Annotated in this window: 15 protein-coding genes; 11 read left to right on the forward strand and 4 right to left on the reverse strand. The window is 64.1% G+C overall.

Translation table 11 applies throughout. The features are described from left to right. Positions 1-10: 10 nt before the first annotated feature. On the forward strand, positions 11-1093 hold the full coding sequence (gene hemE / locus Q9246_RS15325; RefSeq protein ID WP_306391475.1) for a uroporphyrinogen decarboxylase: 1083 nt from the start codon (positions 11-13) through the stop codon (positions 1091-1093). Between the two features lie 548 nt (positions 1094-1641). Beyond that, positions 1642-3672: a primosomal protein N' gene (locus Q9246_RS15330; RefSeq protein ID WP_306391476.1), complete on the forward strand. Its 2031-nt coding sequence runs from the start codon at positions 1642-1644 to the stop codon at positions 3670-3672. Here the strand turns inward: Q9246_RS15330 and Q9246_RS15335 are convergent. Next, positions 3669-4283, reverse strand: a complete 615-nt coding sequence (locus Q9246_RS15335; RefSeq protein ID WP_306391477.1) for a PEP-CTERM sorting domain-containing protein — start codon at positions 4281-4283, stop codon at positions 3669-3671. The genes Q9246_RS15330 and Q9246_RS15335 overlap by 4 nt on opposite strands. A gap of 246 nt (positions 4284-4529) precedes the next feature. On the opposite strand from Q9246_RS15335, the gene Q9246_RS15340 reads away from it, so the two are divergent. Beyond that, positions 4530-5975: a dihydrolipoyl dehydrogenase gene (locus Q9246_RS15340; RefSeq protein WP_306391478.1), complete on the forward strand. Its 1446-nt coding sequence runs from the start codon at positions 4530-4532 to the stop codon at positions 5973-5975. A gap of 4 nt (positions 5976-5979) precedes the next feature. Here Q9246_RS15340 and Q9246_RS15345 read toward each other — a convergent pair whose 3' ends face one another. Then, on the reverse strand, positions 5980-6465 hold the full coding sequence (locus Q9246_RS15345) for an SRPBCC family protein (RefSeq protein WP_306391479.1): 486 nt from the start codon (positions 6463-6465) through the stop codon (positions 5980-5982). A gap of 203 nt (positions 6466-6668) precedes the next feature. Here Q9246_RS15345 and Q9246_RS15350 point away from each other — a divergent pair, with 203 nt between their 5' ends. The 8 genes from Q9246_RS15350 to Q9246_RS15385 all read left to right on the forward strand — a co-directional run bounded on the left by Q9246_RS15350 (position 6669) and on the right by Q9246_RS15385 (position 20942). Beyond that, a complete protein-coding gene (locus tag Q9246_RS15350) occupies positions 6669-8738 on the forward strand; it encodes a UvrD-helicase domain-containing protein (protein WP_306391480.1) in 2070 nt (689 codons plus the stop codon). Positions 8739-8915: 177 nt separating this feature from the next. Beyond that, positions 8916-11063: a DUF4214 domain-containing protein gene (locus tag Q9246_RS15355; RefSeq protein ID WP_306391481.1), complete on the forward strand. Its 2148-nt coding sequence runs from the start codon at positions 8916-8918 to the stop codon at positions 11061-11063. Between the two features lie 59 nt (positions 11064-11122). Continuing rightward, positions 11123-11326, forward strand: coding sequence for a SlyX family protein (locus Q9246_RS15360; protein WP_306391483.1), 204 nt, complete (start codon positions 11123-11125; stop codon positions 11324-11326). A gap of 162 nt (positions 11327-11488) precedes the next feature. After that, positions 11489-13651 (forward strand): M3 family metallopeptidase, encoded by a 2163-nt coding sequence (locus Q9246_RS15365; protein ID WP_306391485.1) that lies wholly within the window; start codon positions 11489-11491, stop codon positions 13649-13651. 86 nt (positions 13652-13737) lie between these two features. Further along, the gene (locus Q9246_RS15370; protein ID WP_306391486.1) at positions 13738-15861 is read left to right on the forward strand and encodes a M3 family metallopeptidase; all 2124 of its coding nucleotides are present in this window, start codon (positions 13738-13740) and stop codon (positions 15859-15861) included. A gap of 20 nt (positions 15862-15881) precedes the next feature. Continuing rightward, a complete protein-coding gene (locus tag Q9246_RS15375; protein ID WP_306391487.1) occupies positions 15882-18041 on the forward strand; it encodes a M3 family metallopeptidase in 2160 nt (719 codons plus the stop codon). 253 nt (positions 18042-18294) lie between these two features. Beyond that, positions 18295-18579, forward strand: a complete 285-nt coding sequence (locus Q9246_RS15380; protein ID WP_109345866.1) for a DUF4404 family protein — start codon at positions 18295-18297, stop codon at positions 18577-18579. A gap of 167 nt (positions 18580-18746) precedes the next feature. Continuing rightward, positions 18747-20942, forward strand: a complete 2196-nt coding sequence (locus tag Q9246_RS15385; RefSeq protein ID WP_306391488.1) for a YgiQ family radical SAM protein — start codon at positions 18747-18749, stop codon at positions 20940-20942. Here Q9246_RS15385 and Q9246_RS15390 read toward each other — a convergent pair whose 3' ends face one another. After that, positions 20943-22133, reverse strand: coding sequence for an AI-2E family transporter (locus Q9246_RS15390; RefSeq protein ID WP_306391489.1), 1191 nt, complete (start codon positions 22131-22133; stop codon positions 20943-20945). Then, positions 22130-22615 (reverse strand): cyclic nucleotide-binding domain-containing protein, encoded by a 486-nt coding sequence (locus Q9246_RS15395; protein WP_306391490.1) that lies wholly within the window; start codon positions 22613-22615, stop codon positions 22130-22132. The genes Q9246_RS15390 and Q9246_RS15395 overlap by 4 nt, the downstream gene beginning before the upstream one ends. Positions 22616-22819 lie beyond the last annotated feature (204 nt).

Consider the following 22819-nt stretch of genomic DNA (forward strand, 5'->3'; position numbering starts at 1 on the left):
CTTGTCAGCCATGCCACAATTTGCCCCGCTCCAGAACGACACCTTCCTGCGTGCGCTGTTGCGCCAGCCGACCGACTACACCCCGGTGTGGCTGATGCGCCAGGCGGGCCGCTACCTGCCGGAATACCGCGCCACCCGCGCGCGCGCCGGCTCGTTCCTGGGGCTGGCGAAGAATCCCGACTACGCCACCGAAGTCACCTTGCAGCCGATCGACCGCTATCCGCTGGACGCGTCGATCCTGTTCTCGGACATCCTGACGGTGCCGGATGCGATGGGCCTGGGCCTGTATTTCGCCGACGGCGAAGGCCCGAAATTCGAGCGTCCGCTGCGTACCGAAGCCGAAGTGAATGCCCTCGCCGTGCCCGACATGGCCTCGCTCGACTACGTGTTCAAGGCCGTGACCTCGATCCGCAGCGCGCTGAATGGCCGCGTGCCGCTGATCGGTTTCTCGGGCAGCCCGTGGACGCTGGCCTGCTATATGGTCGAAGGCGGCGGCTCGCGCGAGTTCCACACGGTGAAAAAGATGCTGTACAGCCGTCCCGACCTGATGCACCGCATCCTCGACATCAATGCGCAGTCCGTGACCGCCTACCTGAACGCCCAGATCGACGCCGGCGCCCAGGCCGTGATGATCTTCGATTCCTGGGGCGGCGCGCTGGCCGATGGCGCCTACCAGGCATTCTCGCTGGATTACATGCGCAAGATCGTGGCGGGCCTGAAGCGGGAACACGACGGCGTGCGCATCCCCGCCATCGTGTTCACCAAGGGCGGCGGCATCTGGCTGGACGAGATGGCCGACATCGGCGCCGATGCGCTGGGCCTGGACTGGACCGTGAACCTGGGCCGCGCGCGCAGCCTGGTGGGCGACCGCGTGGCGCTGCAGGGCAACCTCGATCCGGCCATCCTGTTCGCCGAGCCGGAGCAGATCCGCGCCGAGGTCGAGCGTTCGCTCTCCGCCTACGGCGCGCCGTCGAACGGCCATGGCCATGTCTTCAACCTGGGCCACGGCATCTCGCAATTCACGCCGCCGGAATCGGTCAGCGCCATGGTCGAGGCCGTGCACGGTTTCAGCCGCAAGCAGCGCGCCGCCTGAGTCATCCCCCACGACTGGCGGCGCCTCTTGACAAGACCGCCAGCTCGACCCCTCACTTGTTCACAACTTCCTAAAAGCGGGTAAAAATTCCTGTGGACATCTCGGAACTTGCTGAATCAAGCTACAAGGCTGATTTATAAGCGTTTTTTGATTCGGTATCCTGCTGAGTGCCTCGCGCACCACAAGGTTGTCCAGTAGAATTCAGCCATGTCGGGCTCCTTGTTCACAAAGTTATCAACAGACGATTTGGCAATGGGGAAAAGTGCTTGGTTTACCGTGACTTAGCGCGCTTCTTCAAGTGTTGCCTTAAGTTTGTGATGCAATGCGGCGAGTTTTCCACGTCCGGCACCCTACTTATGCACAACGCGGGAAATGTGCCCCAGCTTGTTAACAGCTCTCAAGACGAATATGCAAGCTATTGATTCATAAGCGAAAAATTGTCTTGAATTTGAGAATTATCGATAATGACTTGATCTAACGTAAACCTTTGACAGGGTCAAGTCCCACGCTATTCACAAAGTTTTCCACAGATTTGCACAGGGCCCAGATTGTCCACCAGCACCGATAGCACCCGCGCGCACTGCTTTCTCGAAGTCGTGCTCGATACCCCGCTGAACAGCAGCTTCGATTACCGCTGGCCTTGCCAACCGGGCGAGGAGCCGCTGCCCGGCCAGCTGGCGCTGGTGCCGTTCGCGCGGCGCGAGGTGATGGCCCTGATCGTCGCGGTCAAGCACGAGAGCGCGATCGCGCCCGACAAGCTGAAAGATGCGCTGGCCGTGCGCAGCCAGCTGTCGCCCCTGCCGGAACGCTGGATCGCCCTGGCGCGCTTCGCCGCCGATTATTATCAACGGCCGCTGGGCGAGGTGGCGCTGCCCGGCCTGCCCAAGAACCTGCGCGTGCCCAAGACCGTGGCGCTGGACCGCGCCCTCAAGAAGCTGGGCAAGCTCGATCCGCAGCAGGATGCGACGGCGGTCGACATGCCGGTGCTGAACGCCGCCCAGCAGCAGGCCGCCGATGCCATCGGCGGCGCCGCCGGCTTCACGCCGCTGCTGCTATGGGGCGTGACCGGCAGCGGCAAGACCGAGGTCTACCTCCAGGCCTGCGCCCAGGTCTTGCAACGCGACCCGCAGGCGCAGATCCTGATCCTGGTCCCCGAGATCAACCTGACGCCCCAGCTGGAAGGGAATATCCGGGCCCGCTTCCCGGGCATGATGCTGGCGACCCTGCACAGCAGCCTGTCCGAGGGCGAGCGCATGCTGCACTGGCTGGCCGCGCACGGCGGCCAGGCGCGCATCGTGCTCGGCACCCGGCTGGCGATCCTGGCCTCGATGCCGAACCTGCGCCTGATCGTGATCGACGAAGAGCACGACCCTTCGTACAAGCAGCAGGAAGGGCTGCGCTATTCGGCGCGCGACCTGGCCGTGTGGCGCGCCCACCAGCTGGGCATCCCGATCGTGCTGGGCTCGGCCACGCCGTCGCTCGAATCCTGGCATCACGCGCGTTCGGGGCGCTACCGGCGGCTGGACCTGCGCGAGCGCGCCGTGCGCGACGCCGTCCTGCCCAAGGTGCGCCTGGTGGACATGGAGCGCGACCGCGCGCGCGACGGCTTGACGAGCGAGATGCTGGCGGCACTGCGCGGCCGCCTGGAACGCGGCGAGCAATCGCTGCTGTTCCTGAACCGGCGTGGCTATGCCCCGGTGATATCTTGCGATGCTTGCGGCTGGATCAGCAACTGCACCCGCTGCACCGCCTTCATGGTGCTGCACAAGCCCGAGCATCGGCTGCGCTGTCATCACTGCAGCCTCGAATTGCGTATTCCGCGCCATTGCCCCACCTGCGGCAACGTCGACCTGCAGCCGCTGGGACGCGGCACCCAGCGCGTGGAAGAAGGATTGCAGGCGCTGTTCCCCGAGGCGCGCATCCTGCGCATCGACGCCGACTCCACGCGCCTGAAGGGCAGCGCGCAAGCCGCCTTCGACAGCGTGCACCGGGGCGAAGTCGATATTCTGATCGGCACGCAGATGGTCGCCAAGGGCCACGACTTCAAGAAGCTGACCCTGGTCGGGATCCTGAACCCGGATACCGCGCTGTTCTCGCAGGACTACCGCGCCAGCGAGCGCCTGTTCGCGCAGCTGATGCAGGTGGCGGGACGGGCGGGGCGGGCCGGCCTGGCATCCGAGGTGCTGGTGCAGACGCGCTATGTGCAGCATCCGTTGTACGGCGCGGTGATGCGCCACGACTACGAGCGCTTCGCCGGCCAGTTGCTGGACGAGCGCCAGGAGGCCGGCCTGCCGCCCTTCATGTACCAGGCCTTGCTGCGGGCCGAGGCGAAGGAGCTGCCGATCGCGATCGACTTCCTGGAAGCGGCGCGCGACTGCCTGCCGGCCGATGGCATCCTGATCAACGACCCGATCCCGATGACGATGACGCGGGTCCACAACGTGGACCGCGCCCAGCTGCTGGTCGAGTCCAGCTCGCGGCCTGCGCTGCAGGCCTTCCTGCGGGTCTGGGTCGAGCAGCTGCGGGCCATGAAGGCCCGCGTCAAGTGGTCGCTCGAGGTCGACCCGCTCGATATTTAAGCGGCGAGCTTGCCGGCGCGGCGGCGGCGGCCGGCGTAGCCCAGCATGGCCAGGCCGGCGCCCATCAGCAGGGTGGTGGCGGGCTCGGGGACTTCGCCAGGCTCTTCGATGTCGACCGTGTCGTAGCCGAAGGTGAAGGAGCCGAAGTTCCACATGCCGTCTGGATTGACCGCCAAGTCATCGAAGCGGTCGATGAATTCCAGGCGCAGGATGCCGTCGGCGCCGACGGCGAAGCTTCGGCCGACGGCGACCAGGTCGAGCGATTCCGAGTAGCTTGCCGTGCCGGGGAACTCGTCAAACAGGCCGGGTACCAGGGTAACGCCTGGACCCTGGTCCTTGGCCGAGGTCTCGATCACGACGCCTATTTCCAACAGATAGCTTGGGTCGTAGGCAGTGAGGTTGACGGTATAGTCCAGGCTGGTAATGACCGAATTGGCGCCAACGTTGAATGTCAGCACCGTATTGCGTTCATCGTCCACCGGGCCAAAGCTTTCGATCCCAGCCACGTCGACGACCAGTGTCATCGGGGCTGCGGACAGCGAGGTGCAGGCGAGCAAGGACAGGCCGGCAATGAACTTCTTGGTAATGTTATGAACAACGGATAATGTCATGAGATTCCCCCATATAGTGTCTAGGTTTAAGGGACGCAAAAATCGTGCCGAAAATTCGTATCTGCGTAATCGATTGATTTAAAACATCAAATCAAATATGGTCAATTTGCCATATGACAAAGTGTAAATTTTCTCGACATCGGTAGAGCTGAGAGAAGGTTACCGCTGGTATCGCTAAAGGGCTGCATTGCCCACCGGGCGCGGCAAAATAGCGTATCGTCTTGCCAGGCTATCGTGGAGAGCAACATGAAACAAATGAACGTGGACGTCGCCATCATCGGCACCGGCACCGCCGGCATGACGGCCTACCGCGCCGCCAAGGCGCAAGGCGCCCGGACGGTGGTGATCGAGAGCGGGCAATACGGCACCACCTGCGCCCGGGTCGGCTGCATGCCGAGCAAGCTCCTGATCGCCGCGGCCGAGGCGTCCCACGCGATCGATCATTCAGGCCCGTTCGGCGTGCACGCCAGCGATAAACGCATCGACGGCCGCGCCGTCATGGAGCGGGTCCGGCGCGAGCGCGACCGCTTCGTCGGCTTCGTGCTGGAAGGGGTCGAGGCGATGCCGGTGCAGGACCGCCTGCAGGGCCGCGCGCGCTTCACCGGCCCCTGCAACCTGGTGGTCGACGACCATACCGAGATCGTGGCCGGCCGCATCGTGATCGCCACCGGCTCCACCCCGCTGCGCCTGCCGCAGCTGGAAAACGTCGGCCCCGGCATCGTCACCAGCGACGACGTGTTCTATTGGGACGACCTGCCGCGCTCGGTGGCCGTGATCGGCACCGGCGTCATCGGCCTCGAACTGGGCCAGGCCCTGGCGCGGCTCGGGGTCCGGGTGCGCTTCTACGCGCGCGGCGGCAGCATCGCCAACATCACCGATCCCGAAGTGCTGCGCAACGCGGTGCAGGTGCTGGGCGAGGAACTCGACATCGCCTTCCAGACCGAGGTGGTCAGCGCGGTGCAGGACAGCGCCGATGCCGAGGTGGCGCTGACGGTGCGCGATGCCCTGGGCAAGGAAAGCACCGAGCGCTTCCAGTATGTGTTGATGACGGCCGGCCGCACGCCCAATGTGCACGACCTGGGACTGGAACATACGGGCCTGGAGCGGGGGCCGGACGGCATCCCTTGTTTTGATGCGCGCACGATGCAGTGCGGGACCAGCCATATCTTCATCGCGGGCGACGCCAACAACGAGCGCCCGCTGCTGCACGACGCCGCCGACCACGGCAAGATCGCCGGCGACAACGCGGGCCGTTATCCGGACGTGCGCCCGGGCCTGCGCCGCGCGCCGATCGCGGTGGCCTTCACCGAACCGAATATCGCCACCCTGGGCAAGAACTACAAGACCCTGTGCGCCGGCGGCCAGCGCAAGTTCGCGGTGGGCGGCGTGTCCTTCGCCAACCAGGGCCGCAGCCGCGTCATGTTGCAGAACAAGGGGATGCTGCGGGTGTATGGCGAATATGGCACCCGGCTGTTCCTGGGCGCCGAGATGATTGCGCCGCGCGCCGAGCACCTGGCCCATCTGCTGTCATGGGCATTCCAGATGCGCCTGACGGTCGACCAGATGCTCGAGATGCCGTTCTACCACCCGGTGATCGAGGAGGGCGTGCGCACCGCCCTGCGCGACCTGGCCATCAACCTGTCGAAGGGTGAGAGCCAGACCGACCCGGCCGATACCGAGCCGGGGACCTGACGCATCAATTCAACAACGTGGTATTCAGCTTGCCCTCGCTGGCAAGCTTGCGCAGGATGCGGACCGTGTCGAGGTCGGCCTCTTCATAGGCCGATTTCTTGAATTCGTCATACATGGCGTTTGCCGGGTCGACGTGCTCGCCGGTGCCATCGTCGTAGCAGAAGCGCACCAGCAGCATCGCACTGGTCGGCGCCTCGATGATCATGCGCAGGCTCGAGGCCGCGATCTCGCCCTGGGCCGGCACTTCATAGCGCACTTCCTGCAGCGGGGTCAGGAAGACCTGGTCTTCGATCACCAGCTCGCCAAAGGTCAGGCGGCGGCGGAAGGCGCCAGCTTCGCGCTCGACGATCTCGCTGGCGTCCAGGTGCGGGATGAACATCTTCGGGTCTTCCGCGCGCAAGACCAGGCCATGCCATACCTGTTCGCGGGTGAGGGTGTCGATCAGCGGGTTCATCGGATCGTTGATCTCGACGAGATGTTCGAATTTCATGGGCAAGTATCCGGTCAATGGGAGCCGCGGCGTCGCGCGCCGCAAAGGACGCATGTTACTCGATTGCGCGTTGGTGCGCCGGTCCGCTCCCGTTCGCAGCCATGCTCGCACGGTGTTGCAATCTGGTACGCGCGGCATGCGCATCGCCCGCTCGACGCGCCGGATTGCTACAATCGATGCCTGTCCCTCCAGAAATAATTCCCATGTCCAATGCACCAAAATTCGGCCTCAACGGGCCGCAGAGCGAAGCCGCGCTATATCTCGACGGCCCTTGCCTGGTGCTGGCCGGCGCCGGTTCCGGCAAGACGCGCGTGATCACGCAAAAGATCGCCTACATGATCGAGCATTGCGGCTATGACCCGCGCACCATTGCCGCCCTGACCTTTACCAACAAGGCGGCGCTCGAGATGCAGGAGCGGATCGCCAAGCTGCTCAAGCAGCCCAAGCAGGCCAAGCAATTGACGGTGTCCACCTTCCACTCGCTGGGCGTCAAGATCCTGCGCCAGGAAGCGGCCGGGGTCGGCCTGAAGGACAAGTTCTCGATCATGGATAGCGACGATTGCTACACCATCGTGTCCGACCTGGCCCTGACCACGGACAAGCAGGAAATCCGCGGCATCCAGAACGCGATCTCGCTGTGGAAGAACGGCCTGGTCGACCCGGAAGACGCGATCAAGGCCGCGCGCGACGAGGACGAAGCCCTGGCCGGCCGCGTCTACCGCAGCTATGTGGCGACCTTGCAAGCCTACCAGGCGGTCGATTTCGACGACTTGATCCGCTTGCCGGTGGAATTGTTCCGCAATAATGAGCCGATCCGCGACCGCTGGCAGCGGCGCCTGCGTTATTTGCTGATGGACGAGTATCAGGACACCAATACCTGCCAGTATGAATTGGTCAAGCTGCTGGTGACGGGCCTGGGCAAGAAACCGATGTTCACCGCGGTGGGCGACGACGACCAGGCGATCTATGCCTGGCGCGGCGCCTCGGTCGAGAACCTCAAGACGCTTGGCGACGATTTCCCCGACCTGAAGGTGATCAAGCTCGAGCAGAATTACCGCTCCACAACCCGCATCCTGCAGGCGGCCAACGCCGTCATCGGCAATAACCCGAAGCTGTTCGAGAAATCGCTGTGGTCCGAGCACGGCCTGGGCGAGCCGATCAAGGTGCTGGGCATGCAGAACGACGACCAGGAAGCCGACCAGGTCGCGATCATGATCTCGAGCGAGCATTTCCAGCGCAAGAATAAATGGTCGGATTACGCCATCCTGTACCGCGGCAACCACCAGGCGCGCGTGATCGAGCAGGCGCTGCGCAAGGAGCGCATCCCGTACACGATGTCGGGCGGCCAGAGCTTCTTCGATAAGGCCGAGATCAAGGACATCATTGCCTACCTGCGCCTGATCGCCAACCAGGACGACGACCCGGCCTTCATCCGCGCCGTGACGACTCCGAAGCGCGGGGTCGGCATGGCCACGCTGGAGGTGCTGGGCGAGTTTTCCAAGCAGTGGAACTGCTCGCTGTTCGAGGCGGCCAGGAAGAACGGGCTCGAGGCCAGGCTGGCCGAGCGTCAGCTGGGTCCGCTGCGCGATTTCTGCCGCTTCATCGCCGAACTCGAAGACCGCGCCACCCGCCCCGGCCCCCAGGGCAGCGGCGACCATGCGGCCGAGGTGCTCGACGATATGATGAAGGAGATGAACTACGAGCATTATTTGTACGAAAACTTCGACGACCGCGCGGCCCAGGCCAAGTGGCAGAACGTGCTCGAGTTCAATAACTGGCTGAAGGATCGCGGCCGTGGCGGACGCGACCGCGATGGCGAAGAAAAGAACTTGCTGGAACTGACGCAAATGGTGGCCCTGATGTCGATGCTCGAGGGCGCCGATGAAGAACAGGATGCGGTGCGCATGTCGACCCTGCACGCGTCGAAGGGCCTGGAATATCCGCACGTCTACCTGGTCGGGGTGGAAGAAGGCATCCTGCCGCACAAGGGCGATCCGGACGCCTCGGTCGAGTCGATCGCGGCGCGCATCCAGGAAGAGCGGCGCCTGATGTATGTCGGCATCACGCGCGCCCAGCGCACGCTGCATGTGAGCTGGTGCAAGCGTCGCAAGCGTGCGGGCGAGCTCGTCAATTGCGACCCGTCGCGCTTCATCAAGGAAATGGCGCTGGACGTCGGCGAGGCGGCGCCGATGGAAAGCGAAATCCTGAGCCCGAAGGAAAGATTGGCAAATCTAAAAGCTTTGTTGGCAACGCCGAGGCCGGTTCCTGAGTAATCCTGCCATAAAACGTTGCGTGTAAGCCTTGGCGGGGTGGCAATACCTGCGCACGATTGAAAACGCCGTTTGACTTGAACTGTCGGGCAAGAAATACTTGCCGAGATGCGAGCTTTTCGATAGCGAAATTCCCACGGTATTTTCCGTGTCGCAACGTGCAACGTTTTCTCCCAAGCCATGGCCACCGTTTCCGACATTACTGCAATCCCGTTTTCCGGGCTGAACCATATCGACGCCCTGCTGGACAAGGGGCCGGACTGGAACTTCCTCAGCAATTCCAACGCCAACGTCCTGTACTACACATTTTCGACGGCCTCGGGCAATGAACCCGGCAAGTTTGGACAGGAAATGTTCAGCTTCGCCCAGCAGGCAGCAGCGCGCACCGCCTTCGACTATCTGCAACAGGTGACGGGCATCGCATTCGTCGAGACGAATGCGGGCACGGCAGCCCAGATCCACCTGGCGAAGATGGATCTCGCGGGCCAATACACGACCGGCTTGTGCAGCTGGCTGGCGGGCTATCGTTCCTATCCGGACGGCACCCTGACCGAGTACACGGCCAATGCCTATGTGTACCTGGACCATATTGACTGGGGCCATATCACCAACAACCTGACGCCTGGCACCCAGGGCTATGAAACCCTGCTGCACGAGCTGGGGCATGCCATCGGCCTCAAGCACCCGTTCGCGGAGAGCGCCGGCGACGTCGCGTTGCCCGGGCATGAAGACAACACCGCCAACACCATCATGTCGTACACCAACGTCGGCGGCCCGTACAGCACCTTCCAGCCCTACGACATCGCGGCGCTGAACTGGCTGTATGGCGGCGACGGCCTGCGCGGCGCGCTGGGCATGAATGGCAGCGGAGCACGTTACCTCACGGGCACGTCCAAGTCGGAGACCCTGGTGGGGACCGGCTTCAACGATATTTTTCAAGGTAATGGAGGTAACGACATGATCCACGGAGGAGAAGGCAGGGATACGGCGATCTTCGGTGGCAACTACGGTAACTACCGTTTCACCAACCTCGCCAATGGCGACCTGGCGGTGATCGGCGCCGAAGGCGAGACAACGCTGAACCAGATCGATGTGCTGCAGTTTGCCGACATGCGCGTCGAGCGCGCGGATGTCGCGGCATCGGACACCGCGGCGCCGGCGGCGCCCGTGATCTCGGTGACGCAGAATGCGGCCGGCTATACCTCCGGCAACCGGCCGATCTTCACCGGCGCCGCCGAAGCAGGCGCTACCGTCAAGGTCTATATCGGCCAGCAACTGGTGGCCAGCGCCGTGGCCGACGCCAACGGTCTGTGGAGCGCACGGCCGCCCGAGAATGCGCCCCTGGCCGATCGCATGGGGTATAGCGCCACGGCGTCGGCGACCGATGCCGCCGGCAATGTGTCGTCGCTGAGTACCCCGATCGTGTTCAATGTCGATGCGACGCCGCCGGCGGCGCCGACCGTGACGGCGAATTTGATCTCCGGCGGCAACCAGCCGGTATTCGCGGGGACCGGCGAGGCCGGCAGCACGATCCAGATCATCAAGGCGGGCGACTGGATCGAGATCGGTCGCGCCACGGTTGGCGCCAATGGCCAGTGGCAGCTGAACTCGGCGCCGCTGCCGAACGGCAACTACCAGGTGACCGTGTCCTCGGTCGACCGCGCCGACAATGCGACCAGCGCCCAGCAGTCGGTCACCCTGGCCATCAACAACGCGCTGAACCAGACCGGCACCGCGGGCAACGACACCTTCGCGATGGCCCCGGGCAGCGCCGCGATCCAGGGCGGCGCCGGCCTCGACACCGCCGTCTACAGCGGCGTGAGCGACAGCTTCGTGCTCGAGCGCGGCGTGTATGGCTTCATGGTGCGCGACAGCGCGGGCGCGGTGGATAACCTGATCAATGTCGAGCGCATCAAGTTCGACGACACCATGGTGGCGCTGGACATCAACGGTTCGGCTGGCCAGATCTACCGCCTGTACCAGGCCGCGTTCGACCGTGTACCGGATGGCGGCGGGCTGGCGTTCTGGATCAACCGGACCGACCAGGGCGATTCGCTGATGCAGATCGCCAAGTACTTCGCAATGAACCAGGAGTACATCGACCTGTATGCCAACACCAGCAACGAGCAGTTCGTGACCAAGCTGTACGAGCACGTGCTGGACCGCGCTCCCGAAGGCGGCGGCTACGACTTCTGGGTCGGCAACCTGAACACGGGCGCCACCAACCGCGACGAAGTCCTGACCCTGTTCTCGGAAAGCCCCGAGAACCAGGCCCAGGTGATCGGCAGCATCGTCAACGGCATCGAGTATCCGTTCCCGCTCGCCTGAGGCCCGCACGGCCGCCTGCGCAAGACTGGCATAATGCCTCTTTTGCGCAGGATGCCGCCGTGAACCAGGAAGACCGTTTCGTCAATCTAGAAATCAAGCTCGCCCAGCAGGAAGACCTGCTCGATGAGCTGAACAAGACCATCTACCGCCAGGAACGCCGCATCGACCAGCTCGAGGCGATGGTGGCCAAGCTGGCCGACCATGTGCGCACCCTGCGCGACGCCGGCCAGGCCCCGCTCAACGAGCGTCCCCCGCATTATTGACATGCATACGCCGTGCCTACGCCCGTAAACACGGGCGCGCAGCGCTGATACATTGCAATACTTTTTAATTCTTACGGTAGAGATGCAAGCCTGCTATGATCTTTAGCGCACTGCTGTCGGGGTAGCCCGACGGCACCTTCCCTAGTGTTCGCGAAAGATCCCATGACCCGTCCACAACTGCTCCTCATTGCAGCCAGCGTGGCGCTGGCGCATGCAAGCGCCATTGCCGCGCCCACCGCCCCCGTGCTCGACGCCTCCAACCCCTTCGCCAAGCCCAGCACCCTGCCGCTGAACTACCCGGCCTTCGACAAGATCAAGGACGCGCACTTCCTGCCCGCCTTCAAGGCCGGCATGCGCGAGCAGCTGCGCGAAGTCGAGGCGATCGCGAACGACAAGGCCGCGCCGACGTTCGAGAACACCATCGTGGCGCTGGAGCGCTCCGGCCAGATGCTGGCGCGCGTGCATGCAACCTTCGCCAACCTGCAGGGCGCCAATACCAACGATACGCTGGACGCGGTCGACCGCGAGATGTCGCCCAGGCTGGCGGCCCATTCCGATGCGATCGACCTGAATCCGAAGCTGTTCGCGCGCGTGAAAGCGCTGCACGACAAGCGCGCTTCGCTTGGCCTGGACGCCGAGTCGAACCACCTGCTCGAGCGCTACTACAAGGAATTCGTGCGCGCCGGCGCCAACCTGTCGAAGGCCGACCAGGCCAAGCTGAAGAAATTCAACGGCGAGATCGCCTCGCTGCAGTCGGACTTCTCGCAGCGCGTGCTGAAAGGCGCCAACGCCGCCGCGCTGATCGTGAACACCCGCGCCGAACTGGCCGGCATGAGCGATGCGCAGATCAGCGCCGCCGCCGACGAAGCAGCCAAGCGCGGCCAGAAGGGGAAGTTCGCGATCCCGATCATGAACACCTCGAGCCAGCCGGCGCTGGCGGTCCTGACCGACCGCGCGACCCGCGAGCGCCTGATGAAGGCCTCGCTCGAACGCGGCACCCATGGCGGCCAGTTCGACACCACCAAACAGGTGCTGCGCCTGGCCAAGCTGCGCGCCGAGCGCGCCATGCTGCTGGGGTATCCGAACTTCGCGGCCTATTCGCAGGAACTGGAAACCGCGCGCAACCCGGCCGCCGTCAACAAGCTGCTGGGCGACCTGGCCGCGCCGGCCGTCAACAACGCCAGGAAGGAAGCCGCCGAGATCCAGCAGGTGATCGATAAAGAGGGCGGCAAATTCCAGGTCGCGTCCTGGGACTGGCCGATGTACCAGGACAAGGTGCGCGCCGCGACCTTCAATTTCGACGAGAGCCAGCTGCGCCCCTATTTCGAGCTGAACCGGGTGCTGGTCGACGGCGTGTTCTTCGCCGCCACCAAGGAATTCGGCATCACCTTCAAGCAGCGCACCGACCTGCCGGTGTACGACCCGGACGTGACGGTGTACGACATCTTCGACGTCGACGGCAAGCTGCTGGCGATCTTCATCTTCGACCCTTACGCCCGCGGCAACAAGCAGGGCGGCGCCTGGATGAACGAGTACGTCTCGCAATCGCACCTGCTGAATCAGAAACCGGTGATCGGCAACCACCTGAACATTCCGAAGCCGCCGAAGGGCGAGCCGACCCTGCTGACCTACGATGAAGTGGTCACCACCTTCCACGAATTCGGCCACGCGCTGCACGGCATGTTCTCGGATGTAAAGTATCCGAAGTTCTCGGGCACCAATGTGCCGCGCGACTTCGTCGAGTATCCGTCGCAGGTCAACGAGATGTGGGTGACCTATCCGGAAGTGCTGGCCAACTACGCGAAGCACCACGAGACCGGCGCGCCGATGCCGAAGGAGCTGCTCGATAAGGTCGTCGCATCGAAGAAGTTCGCCCAGGGCTACCGCACCACCGAGTACCTGGCCGCGGCCTTGCTCGACCAGCGCTGGCACCAGCTGACTCCAGCACAGGTGCCGACGGACGTGCTGTCGTTCGAAGCCAAGGCGCTGCAGGACGCCGGCGTGGCCTATCCGCCGGTGCCGCCGCGCTACCGCACCGGCTACTTCTCGCACTCGATGGGCGGCGGCTATTCGGCCGGCTACTACGCCTACCTGTGGAGCGAGCGCCTGGACGCCGAGACCGTCAAGTGGTTCACCGAGAGCGGCGGCCTGACCCGCAAGAATGGCGACCATTTCCGCAAGACCCTGCTGTCGCGCGGCGGCACCGCGGAAGCGATGGACCTGTTCCGCAACTTCCGCGGCCGCGATCCGGAAATCGAACCGCTGCTCGAACGCCGCGGCCTTACGCGGCCCGGCCTCCTCGAGACCAAGCCGGCCGCCAACTGATGACATGTCGCCCCATGGACCGCCACAAGCGGACCATGGGGCGTCGTGTTTTGCATTACCCTTTCCCACAACGCACAAAAGACACAATGAACCGTCCACAACTGCTGCTGATCGCAGCCAGCGTCGCCATGGCCACCTTCTCCTTCGCCCAACCGGCCGAGGCAGCGCTGGCGGCCTCGAACCCGTTCGCCAAGCCGAGCACCCTGCAATACGGCTACCCGGCCTTCGACAAGATCAAGAACGAGCACTTCGCGCCGGCCTTCGCCGAAGGCATGCGCCTGGAAGCGCTCGAGGTCGCGAAGATCGCCGACAACAAGGCGGCGCCGACTTTCGAGAACACGATCGTGGCGATGGAACGTTCGGGCGAACTGCTGACGCGCGTGCGCTCGGTGTTCTACACGTTGACCGGTTCGTACACCAACGACACCCTGCAGGCCCTGCAAAAAGACCTGGCGCCGAAATTCGCCGCCCACGGCGATGCGATCCGCCTGAACCCGAAGCTGTTCGCACGCATCAAGACCCTGCACGACAAGCGTGACTCGCTGGGCCTGGACGCCGAATCGAAACTCCTGCTCGAGCGCTACTACAAGGACTTCGTGCGTTCCGGCGCCAACCTGTCGGATGCAGACAAGACCAGGCTGAAAGGCTACAACGCCCAGCTGGCCGCGCTGCAGACCCAGTTCAGCCAGAACGTGCTGCGCGAAGTGAACGCCTCGGCCTTCGTGGTCGACACCCGCGAAGAACTGGCCGGCCTGCCCGAGAAAGCGATCGAAGCGGCGGCGAATGAAGCGAAGAAGCGCGGCCTGGACGGCAAGTTCGTGATCCCGGTGGTGAACACCACCCAGCAGGCGCCGCTGGCGCAGTTGACCAACCGCGGAACCCGCGAAAAGCTGCTGACCACTTCGATGATCCGCGGCAGCCGCGGCGGCGAATTCGACAACCGCAACGTCGTGCTGCAACTGGCCAAGCTGCGCGCCGAGCGCGCCGAACTGCTGGGCTACGACAGCTACGCCGCCTATTCGCTCGAGGACCAGACCGCCAAGGACACCGCCTCGGTCAACAAGCTGCTGGGCGACCTGACCGGCCCGGCAGTGCGCAATGCGAAGAAGGAAGCGGCCGAGATCCAGGCCGTGATCGATGCCGAGAAGGGTGGCTTCCAACTGGCCGCCTACGACTGGAGCATGTACAGCGACAAGGTGCGCGCCGCCAAGTACGCCTTCGATGCCAACCAGCTCAAGCCGTACTTCGAGTTCAACAACGTGCTGGAGAAGGGCGCCTTCTTCGCCGCCACCCAGCTGTGGGGCATCACCTTCAAGCAGCGCACCGATCTGCCGACCTACGACGCCGACGTGCGCGTGTACGACGTGTTCGAAGAGAATGGCGAGCACCTGGCGATCTTCGTGATCGACCCGTATGCGCGTCCGAACAAGCGCGGCGGCGCCTGGATGGGCTCCCTGGTCGAGCAGAGCTTCCTGCTGAACCAGAAGCCGGTCATCACCAATAACCTCAACCTGACCAAGCCGGCCGCCGGCGAACCGACTCTGCTGACCTGGGACGAGGTACGCACCACCTTCCATGAACTGGGCCACGCCACCCACGGCTGGTTCTCGAAGGTGAAATACCCGCGCTTCTCGGGCACCAGCGTGCCGCGCGACTACGTCGAACTGCCGTCGCAGGTCTACGAGATGTGGATGGCCTGGCCGGAAGTGATGGCCAACTACGCCAAGCACTACCAGACCGGCGAAGCGATGCCGAAGGAATTGCTGGACAAGCTGCGCGCGGCCCAGCGCTTCAACGAAGGCTACCGCACCACCGAATACCTGGCTGCGGCCGTGCTGGACCAGAAATGGCACCAGCTGGGTTCCAAGGCGATGCCGAGCGACGTGATCGCGTTCGAACAGCAGGCCTTGAAAGAAGCGGGCCTGGACTTCGCGCCGGTGCCGCCACGCTACCGCAGCACCTACTTCTCGCACGCCATGGGCGGCGGCTATTCGGCCGGCTACTACAGCTACCTGTGGGCCGAGCGCCTGGACGCCGATGCCGGCGAGTGGTTCAAGGAAAACGGCGGCCTGCTGCGCAAGAACGGCGACGTGTTCCGCGAGAAGGTGCTGTCGAAGGGCGGCACCATGGATGCGGTCGAGATGTACCGCAGCTTCCGCGGCCGCGATCCGGTCATCGAGCCGCTGCTGGAACGCCGCGGCCTGAATTAATTTCAAACGAAAAGCACAACATGAAACGTACCCACTTCCTGCTGGCCGCCGCCGTGAGCGCGGCCGTCCTGAACATCGCCCACGCGGCGCCCGCGGCACAAGCCGGCGCGCCGGTGGCCGCGTCGGCCAAGTTCGATGCATCGAACCCGTTCGCCAAAGAGAGCACCCTGCCGTTCAACTTCCCGGCCTGGGACAAGATCCGCAACGAGCACTTTGCGCCGGCCTATGCCGAAGCGATGCGTCAGCATGTCGCGGAGATCGACAAGATCGCCAACAACAAGGCCGCCCCGACCTTCGAGAACACGATCGTCGCGATGGAACGCGCCGGCCGCATGCTGTCGCGCGTCAGCACCGCCTTCGGCACGCTGTCGGGCTCCTACACCAACGACACCCTGATCGCCCTGGGCCGCGAGATGGCGCCGAAGCTGTCGCAGCACAGCGACGCGATCCGCCTCAACGGCAAGTTGTACCAGCGCATCAAGACCCTGTACGACAAGCGCGACACCCTCAAGCTGGATGCCGAATCGGCCTACCTGCTGGACCGCTACAACAACGACTTCGAACGCGCGGGCGCCAAGCTGTCCGATGCGGATAAAGAGAAGCTGAAGGACTACAACAGCAAGCTGGCCGCCCTGCAGACCCAGTTCGCCCAGAACACGCTGAAGGAAGCCAATGCCTCTGCGCTGGTGGTCGACACCCGCGCAGAGCTGGCCGGCATGAGCGACAAGGCGATCGATGCCGCAGCAGTGGAAGCGAAGAAACGCGGCCTGGAAGGGAAGTTCGTGATCCCGGTCGTGAACACCACCCAGCAAGCCGCGCTGTCGGTATTGACCCACCGCGACACCCGCGCCAAGCTGCTGTCGGCCTCGATGGCGCGCGGCAGCCGCGGCGGCGAGTTCGACACCCGCCAGATCGTGCTGCAGATCGCGAAGCTGCGCGCCGAACGCGCCGTGCTGCTGGGCTTCCCGAACCACGCCGCCTACAACCTCGAAGAGCAGACCGCGAAGACCACCGACGCCGTCAACAGCCTGCTGGCCGAGCTGGCCCCGCCGGCGGTCAACAACGCCAGGAAAGAGGCAGCCGACATCCAGAAGGTGATCGATGCCGAAAAGGGTGGCTTCAAGGCCGCCGCACATGACTGGGCCTTCTACAGCGACAAGGTACGCGCCCAGCGCTACGCCTTCGACGCCGGCCAGCTGCGTCCTTACTTCGAGATCAACCGCGTGCTGGTCGACGGCGTGTTCTTCGCCGCCAACAAGGAATTCGGCCTGACCTTCAAGGAGCGCAAGGACCTGCCGGGCTACAACGAAGACGTGCGCATGTTCGACGTGTTCGATGCCGACGGCAGCCAGCTGGCGATCTTCACCTTCGACCCGTATGCGCGTTCGAACAAGCGCGGCGGCGCCTGGGCCAATGCCTGGGTCCCGCAGACCAAGCTGCTGGGCACCAAGCCGGTCATCGCCAACAACCTGAACGTGGCCAAGCCGGCCGCGGGCGAACCGACCCTGCTGACCTACGACGAAGTGCGCACCACCTTCCACGAGTTCGGCCACGCGCTGCACGGCATGTTCTCGAACGTGCAGTACCCGCGCTTCTCCGGTTCGCGCGTGCCGCGCGACTACGTCGAGTTCCCGTCGCAGGTGAACGAGATGTGGATGGCCTGGCCTGAAGTGCTGGCCAACTACGCCAAGCACTACCAGACCGGCGAGCCGATGCCGAAGGAGCTGCTGGACAAGGTGCAGGCTTCGTCGCAGTTCAACGAAGGCTTCCGCACCACCGAGTACCTGGCCGCGGCGCTGCTGGACCAGGCCTGGCACCAGCTGGCGCCGAACCAGATCCCGCAGGACGTGCTGGCCTTCGAGGCTGAGGCATTGAAGAAGGCCGGCGTCGACTTCGCCCTGGTGCCGCCGCGTTATCGCAGCACCTACTTCTCGCACACCTTCTCGGGCGGCTACTCGGCCGGCTACTACGGTTACCTGTGGGCCGAGAAGCTGGACGCCGACACCGTCGAGTGGTTCAAGGCCAACGGCGGCCTGACCCGCAAGAACGGCGACCACTTCCGCAACACGCTGCTGTCGCGCGGCGGCACGCTGGATGCGATGCAGATGTACCGCAACTTCCGCGGCAAGGATGCGGATATCAAGCCGTTGCTGGAGCGTCGTGGCTTGACGGGCGAGTGATGATTGCTTGCGTCGGTCGCGGGCTGCGATCGGCGCATGTAGTTGGCTGAAAACTTGGGCTCCCGCCTTCGCGGGAGCGACGTTGTTTGATGGTGAGAAGAGTTGACTCCAGCGCTTTAGCCACCAACTCATGCACGTCGCTCCCGCGGAGGCGGGAGCCCAAGTGCCTTGCAGGCCACCTGCCTATACAGCCGTGTTCCTCCTCCCGCCCCCCATGGCTTACAATGAAATCGAGCCAACCCCGGAGACCACGATGCAACCCGAACACGATGCCGACCTGAAGGCACGCCTGAAAGCCCTGCACCGCGAGCTGCAAGAGACGGGCGACACCGATGTCGAACTGGAAACCCTACTGCGCCAGCTCGATGGCGATATCGAAAAAGTGCTCGAGCGCCGCGCCGAGCAGCAGCTCGACGCCAATACCTATGGCCTGGGCTCGCGCACCCAGGAACTGGCGGCCCGCTTCGCCGCGCGCCACCCGCGCGTGGAGTCCGGACTGCGCGAACTTGGGCAGATTCTCTCGAACATGGGCATCTGACGTAGGCATCCACACCACAAGTCATTGATTTTAAGCCATTTTCCGGGGCAGTCGCATGCCCCGAAAATGGTTTTCCGGTACAATGCCGGCCAATGAACTCCCCAGCCAATCTCTTTGCGACGGTCGCCAAGCGCTCCAGCCGCGCCGCTGCCGCACCTTTTCTCCCGATGTCCCGCGCCGAAATGGACAAATTGGGCTGGGATTCGTGCGACATCATCCTGGTCACCGGCGACGCCTATATCGACCACCCGAGCTTCGGCATGGCCCTGGTCGGCCGCCTGCTGGAAGCGCAAGGCTACCGGGTCGGCATCATCAGCCAGCCCGACTGGACCTCGGTCGAGCCGTTCCGCGCGCTGGGCAAGCCCAATCTGTACTGGGGCATCACGGCCGGCAATATGGACTCGATGGTCAACCGCTACACGGCCGACCGCAAGATCCGTTCCGACGACGCCTATACCGCCAACGCCGAGCCGAACAAGCGCCCCGACCGCGCCGTCACCGTGTATTGCCAGCGCGCGCGCGAAGCCTTCCCCGGCGTGCCGGTGATCGCCGGCAGCATCGAAGCCTCGCTGCGCCGCATCGCCCACTACGACTACTGGTCCGATAAAGTGCGCCGTTCGGTGCTGTTCGAATCGAAGGCCGACCTGCTCATCTTCGGCAATGCCGAACGGGCCCTGGTCGACGTCACGCGCCGCATCGCGGCCGGCGAGAACATCAAGACCATCCGCGACCTGCGCGGCACCGCCTTCCTGGTGCCGCAGGGCTGGCTGCCGGACGAAGAATGGAGCGTGCATAACTCCACCCGCGTGGACGTGCCGGGCCGCATCGACAAGCAGCCGAACCCCTACGCGATGGCGCTGGAAGACCCGAAAGCCTGCGCGCTGGACAATGCCGCGCCGGAGCCTGAAGTCAAGCCGGTGATCATCATGACGCGCGAACAGCGCCAGGCCGCGGCCCGTGAAAAGGCGGCCAAGACCGTGGTGCGCCTGCCGTCGTTCGAGACGGTCAGCGAAGACCCGGTGATGTATGCGCACGCCTCGCGCGTATTCCACCTGGAGTCGAACCCGGGCAACGCCCGTGCGCTGGTGCAGGGCCACGGCGACCGCGACGTCTGGCTCAATCCGCCGCCGCTGCCGCTGGCGATGGACGAGATGGACAACGTCTACGACCTGCCGTATGCGCGCGCGCCGCACCCGAGCTATGGCAAGGCCCATATCCCGGCCTGGGAAATGATCCGCTATTCGGTCAACATCATGCGCGGCTGCTTCGGCGGCTGCACCTTCTGCTCGATCACCGAGCACGAAGGCCGCATCATCCAGAGCCGCTCGGAGCCGTCGATCCTGCGCGAGATCGAACTGATCCGCGACACGACCAAGAACTTTGCCGGCACCATCACCGACCTGGGTGGCCCGACGGCGAATATGTACCGTCTGGCGTGCAAGGAAAAGACGATCGAGGAAAGCTGCCGCCGCCTGTCGTGCGTGTATCCGACCATCTGTTCCAACCTGGGCACCGACCACAGCAAGCTGATCTCGCTGTACCGCAAGGCGCGCGCGATCCCCGGCATCAAGAAGATCCTGATCGGCTCCGGCCTGCGCTACGACCTCGCGGTGCGTTCGCCCGAGTATGTGAAAGAACTGGTGACCCACCACGTGGGCGGCCTGTTGAAGATCGCGCCGGAACACACGGAAAAGGCCACGCTGTCGAAGATGATGAAGCCGGGCATCGGCGCCTATGACGAGTTCAAGCGCCTGTTCGACAAGTATTCGCTGGAGGCGGGCAAGAAGCAGTACCTGATCCCGTACTTCATCGCGGCTCACCCCGGCTCGACCGACGAAGACATGCTGAACCTGGCGCTGTGGCTCAAGAAGAACAACTTCAAGCTCGACCAGGTGCAGACCTTCACGCCGACGCCGATGGCGATGGCGACCACCATGTACCACTCGGGCAAGAACCCGCTGGCCAAGGTGACCGAGGATTCGGAAGTCGTCGAAACCGCCAAGAGCGGCAAGACGCGCAAGCTGCACAAGGCGTTCCTGCGCTATTACGATCCGGAGAACTGGCCGATCCTGCGCGAGGGTCTCAAGCGCATGGGCCGCGGCGACCTGATCGGTAATGGCGAGCGGCACCTGATTCCGCCGCCGGGCGGTGAGTTGCCGGGGGCAGGGCGCGAGGAGCGTCGGCCGGCCGGTGCGCCGCCGAAGGGGCGGGTGATCGAGGTGGCGCCGAAGCGTGGCGTGGGTGGCGCAGACCGCCGCGGCCAGCGTACTCCGGATGCAAGCCCGGCAAGCGCGTCGTCGGGCAAGGTGAAGCCGTCGATCCTGGCGACCATCAAATCGAAGCCGAAGACCGTCAGGAAGTAATCATTCCTTGGACGTCGCGTTCGGCGTAGGCGCCCCACGCCGCTCGCGCGCGATGTCCAGGTCGACGCTGGCCTGCCTGGTCCGCAACGCCCGCGCATACCGATGCCGTGCCCGCAACCGCGGATTGGTCACCAGCGTTCCCAGTGTCTCGCCAATCACCATCACCACCCCCAGCAAGGGCAGCACCAGCATCAACCCGACCACCCCCGCCAGCATCCCGCCAATAAAAATCATCAGCACCGTCACCAGCGGATGAATATGCAGGCTGCGCCCCAGGGTCAGCGGCATGAACAGGAAATCGTCCAGCAGCCTCACCAGCACGAACACCCCGATCGCCCCATACGCCATCAGCGGATTGCCCGGCGCATCGGTCGAGGCCACGATCACCACCAGCACACAGCCGGCGATCGAGCCGACGAACGGCACCCAGGCCAGCACCGCCGAGATCAGGCCCAGCAACAAGGGCGACGATACGCCAATCACCCACAGCCCCAGCGCCAGCACCAGCGTGTCGAGCACGGTCAGTTTCAGCAAGCCTTCGAAATAGCGGCGCGCGGTCTGGTCGACTTCGTGCAGCAGGTAGAGCGCGCGTTCGAAATACGCATTCGGCACCGCCCGCGCCAGGAACTTCTTGAAGCGCCCCCCATCGCGCAGCAGGAAGAAGGTGAGGAAAGGCGCCAGCAATAACGACGGTACCCAGGTCACGACGCCGACCACGATGTCGCCCAGGTGGTTCTGCGCGAAGTCATTCATATAGGTAGTAAACGCCATGTCGACGGTCGACGTCAGGCGCATCTCGGCCAGCAGCGGGAAACGCGCCTCGAGCATGGCCATCGAGTTGCGGACAAACGCCACGCCGCCATCCAGATACAGGCCGATGGTCGCTTCCCACGAATCTTCTTCCGGTCCGTCGCTCCAGCTCAGGGCCGCCGCCAGCAGCAGCGCGGCCAGGGCGAAGAACAGCGTGCACACCCAGCTCGTCGCAGCATTGCGGCTGAAGCCGGCGCGCACCATGCGCTGCGTCGGTCCCAGCAGGATGTAGTACAGCACGGTGCCGAAGATGAAGGGCAGGAACAACCACAGCAGTTCCTTGACGACCAGCAGCAGCAGGCAGGTGGCGGCGACGATCCCTGTCCAGACGACCGGGCCGGCGCGCTCGGGGCCGTTGACGATGCCCGGCACCGGACTCATAGCGCTTCCAGTTGCGGCCGCCCGGTACCCATCCATTCGCGCAGGCGCAGGCCAATGTGGCGCGCCAGCGCCAGCGAAATCTTGTAGCCGAGGACGGCGTCGGTTTCCATCAGCCCCAGGAAGTCGGCGCGGAAGAACACCGCCACCTCGCACGGCTCCATGGCGCGCGCCTGGGCATTGCGCGGCGAGTTGTCGAGCAGGGCCAGGTCGCCGAAGAAGCCGCCCGGCTCCAGCTCGGCCACCACTTGGGTCGTGCCTTCGTGCAGGCGGCTGATGCGCACCCGGCCGCTCATCAGGAGGTAGAGCGCCTGGCCTTCCTCGCCCTCGTCGAACACGATCTCATCCTTCAGATAGCGGCGCTCGTGCAGTAATCCGTCGACAATCTTCAATTCCAGCGGCGTCAGTGTGCTGAACAGCGAAGAACTCTTCAGCCGGTGCAGGCGCGGCGACATCCGAGGGGGTTTGAGGAAACGAAAAATCACGCGATGCTCCGGCTTGGTGCGGTGTGTTGTCTGTTTGATTATCCCCGATCGGATGCTGCTGCGCATCAAAAAGCTGCAGCCGTGCACGGCAGTGTGGCAACTTGTCCATACATCCGCCAAACGTGCGCCCAAAACCGCTGGAAAGCGTGTAACATAAATTCTTTAATGCAACATATTTTGCCTTGTTGATATTGGCACATGAGC

Origin of the sequence: Telluria beijingensis (genome assembly GCF_030770395.1) — a bacterium.
GTDB classification, from domain to species: domain Bacteria; phylum Pseudomonadota; class Gammaproteobacteria; order Burkholderiales; family Burkholderiaceae_D; genus Telluria; species Telluria beijingensis.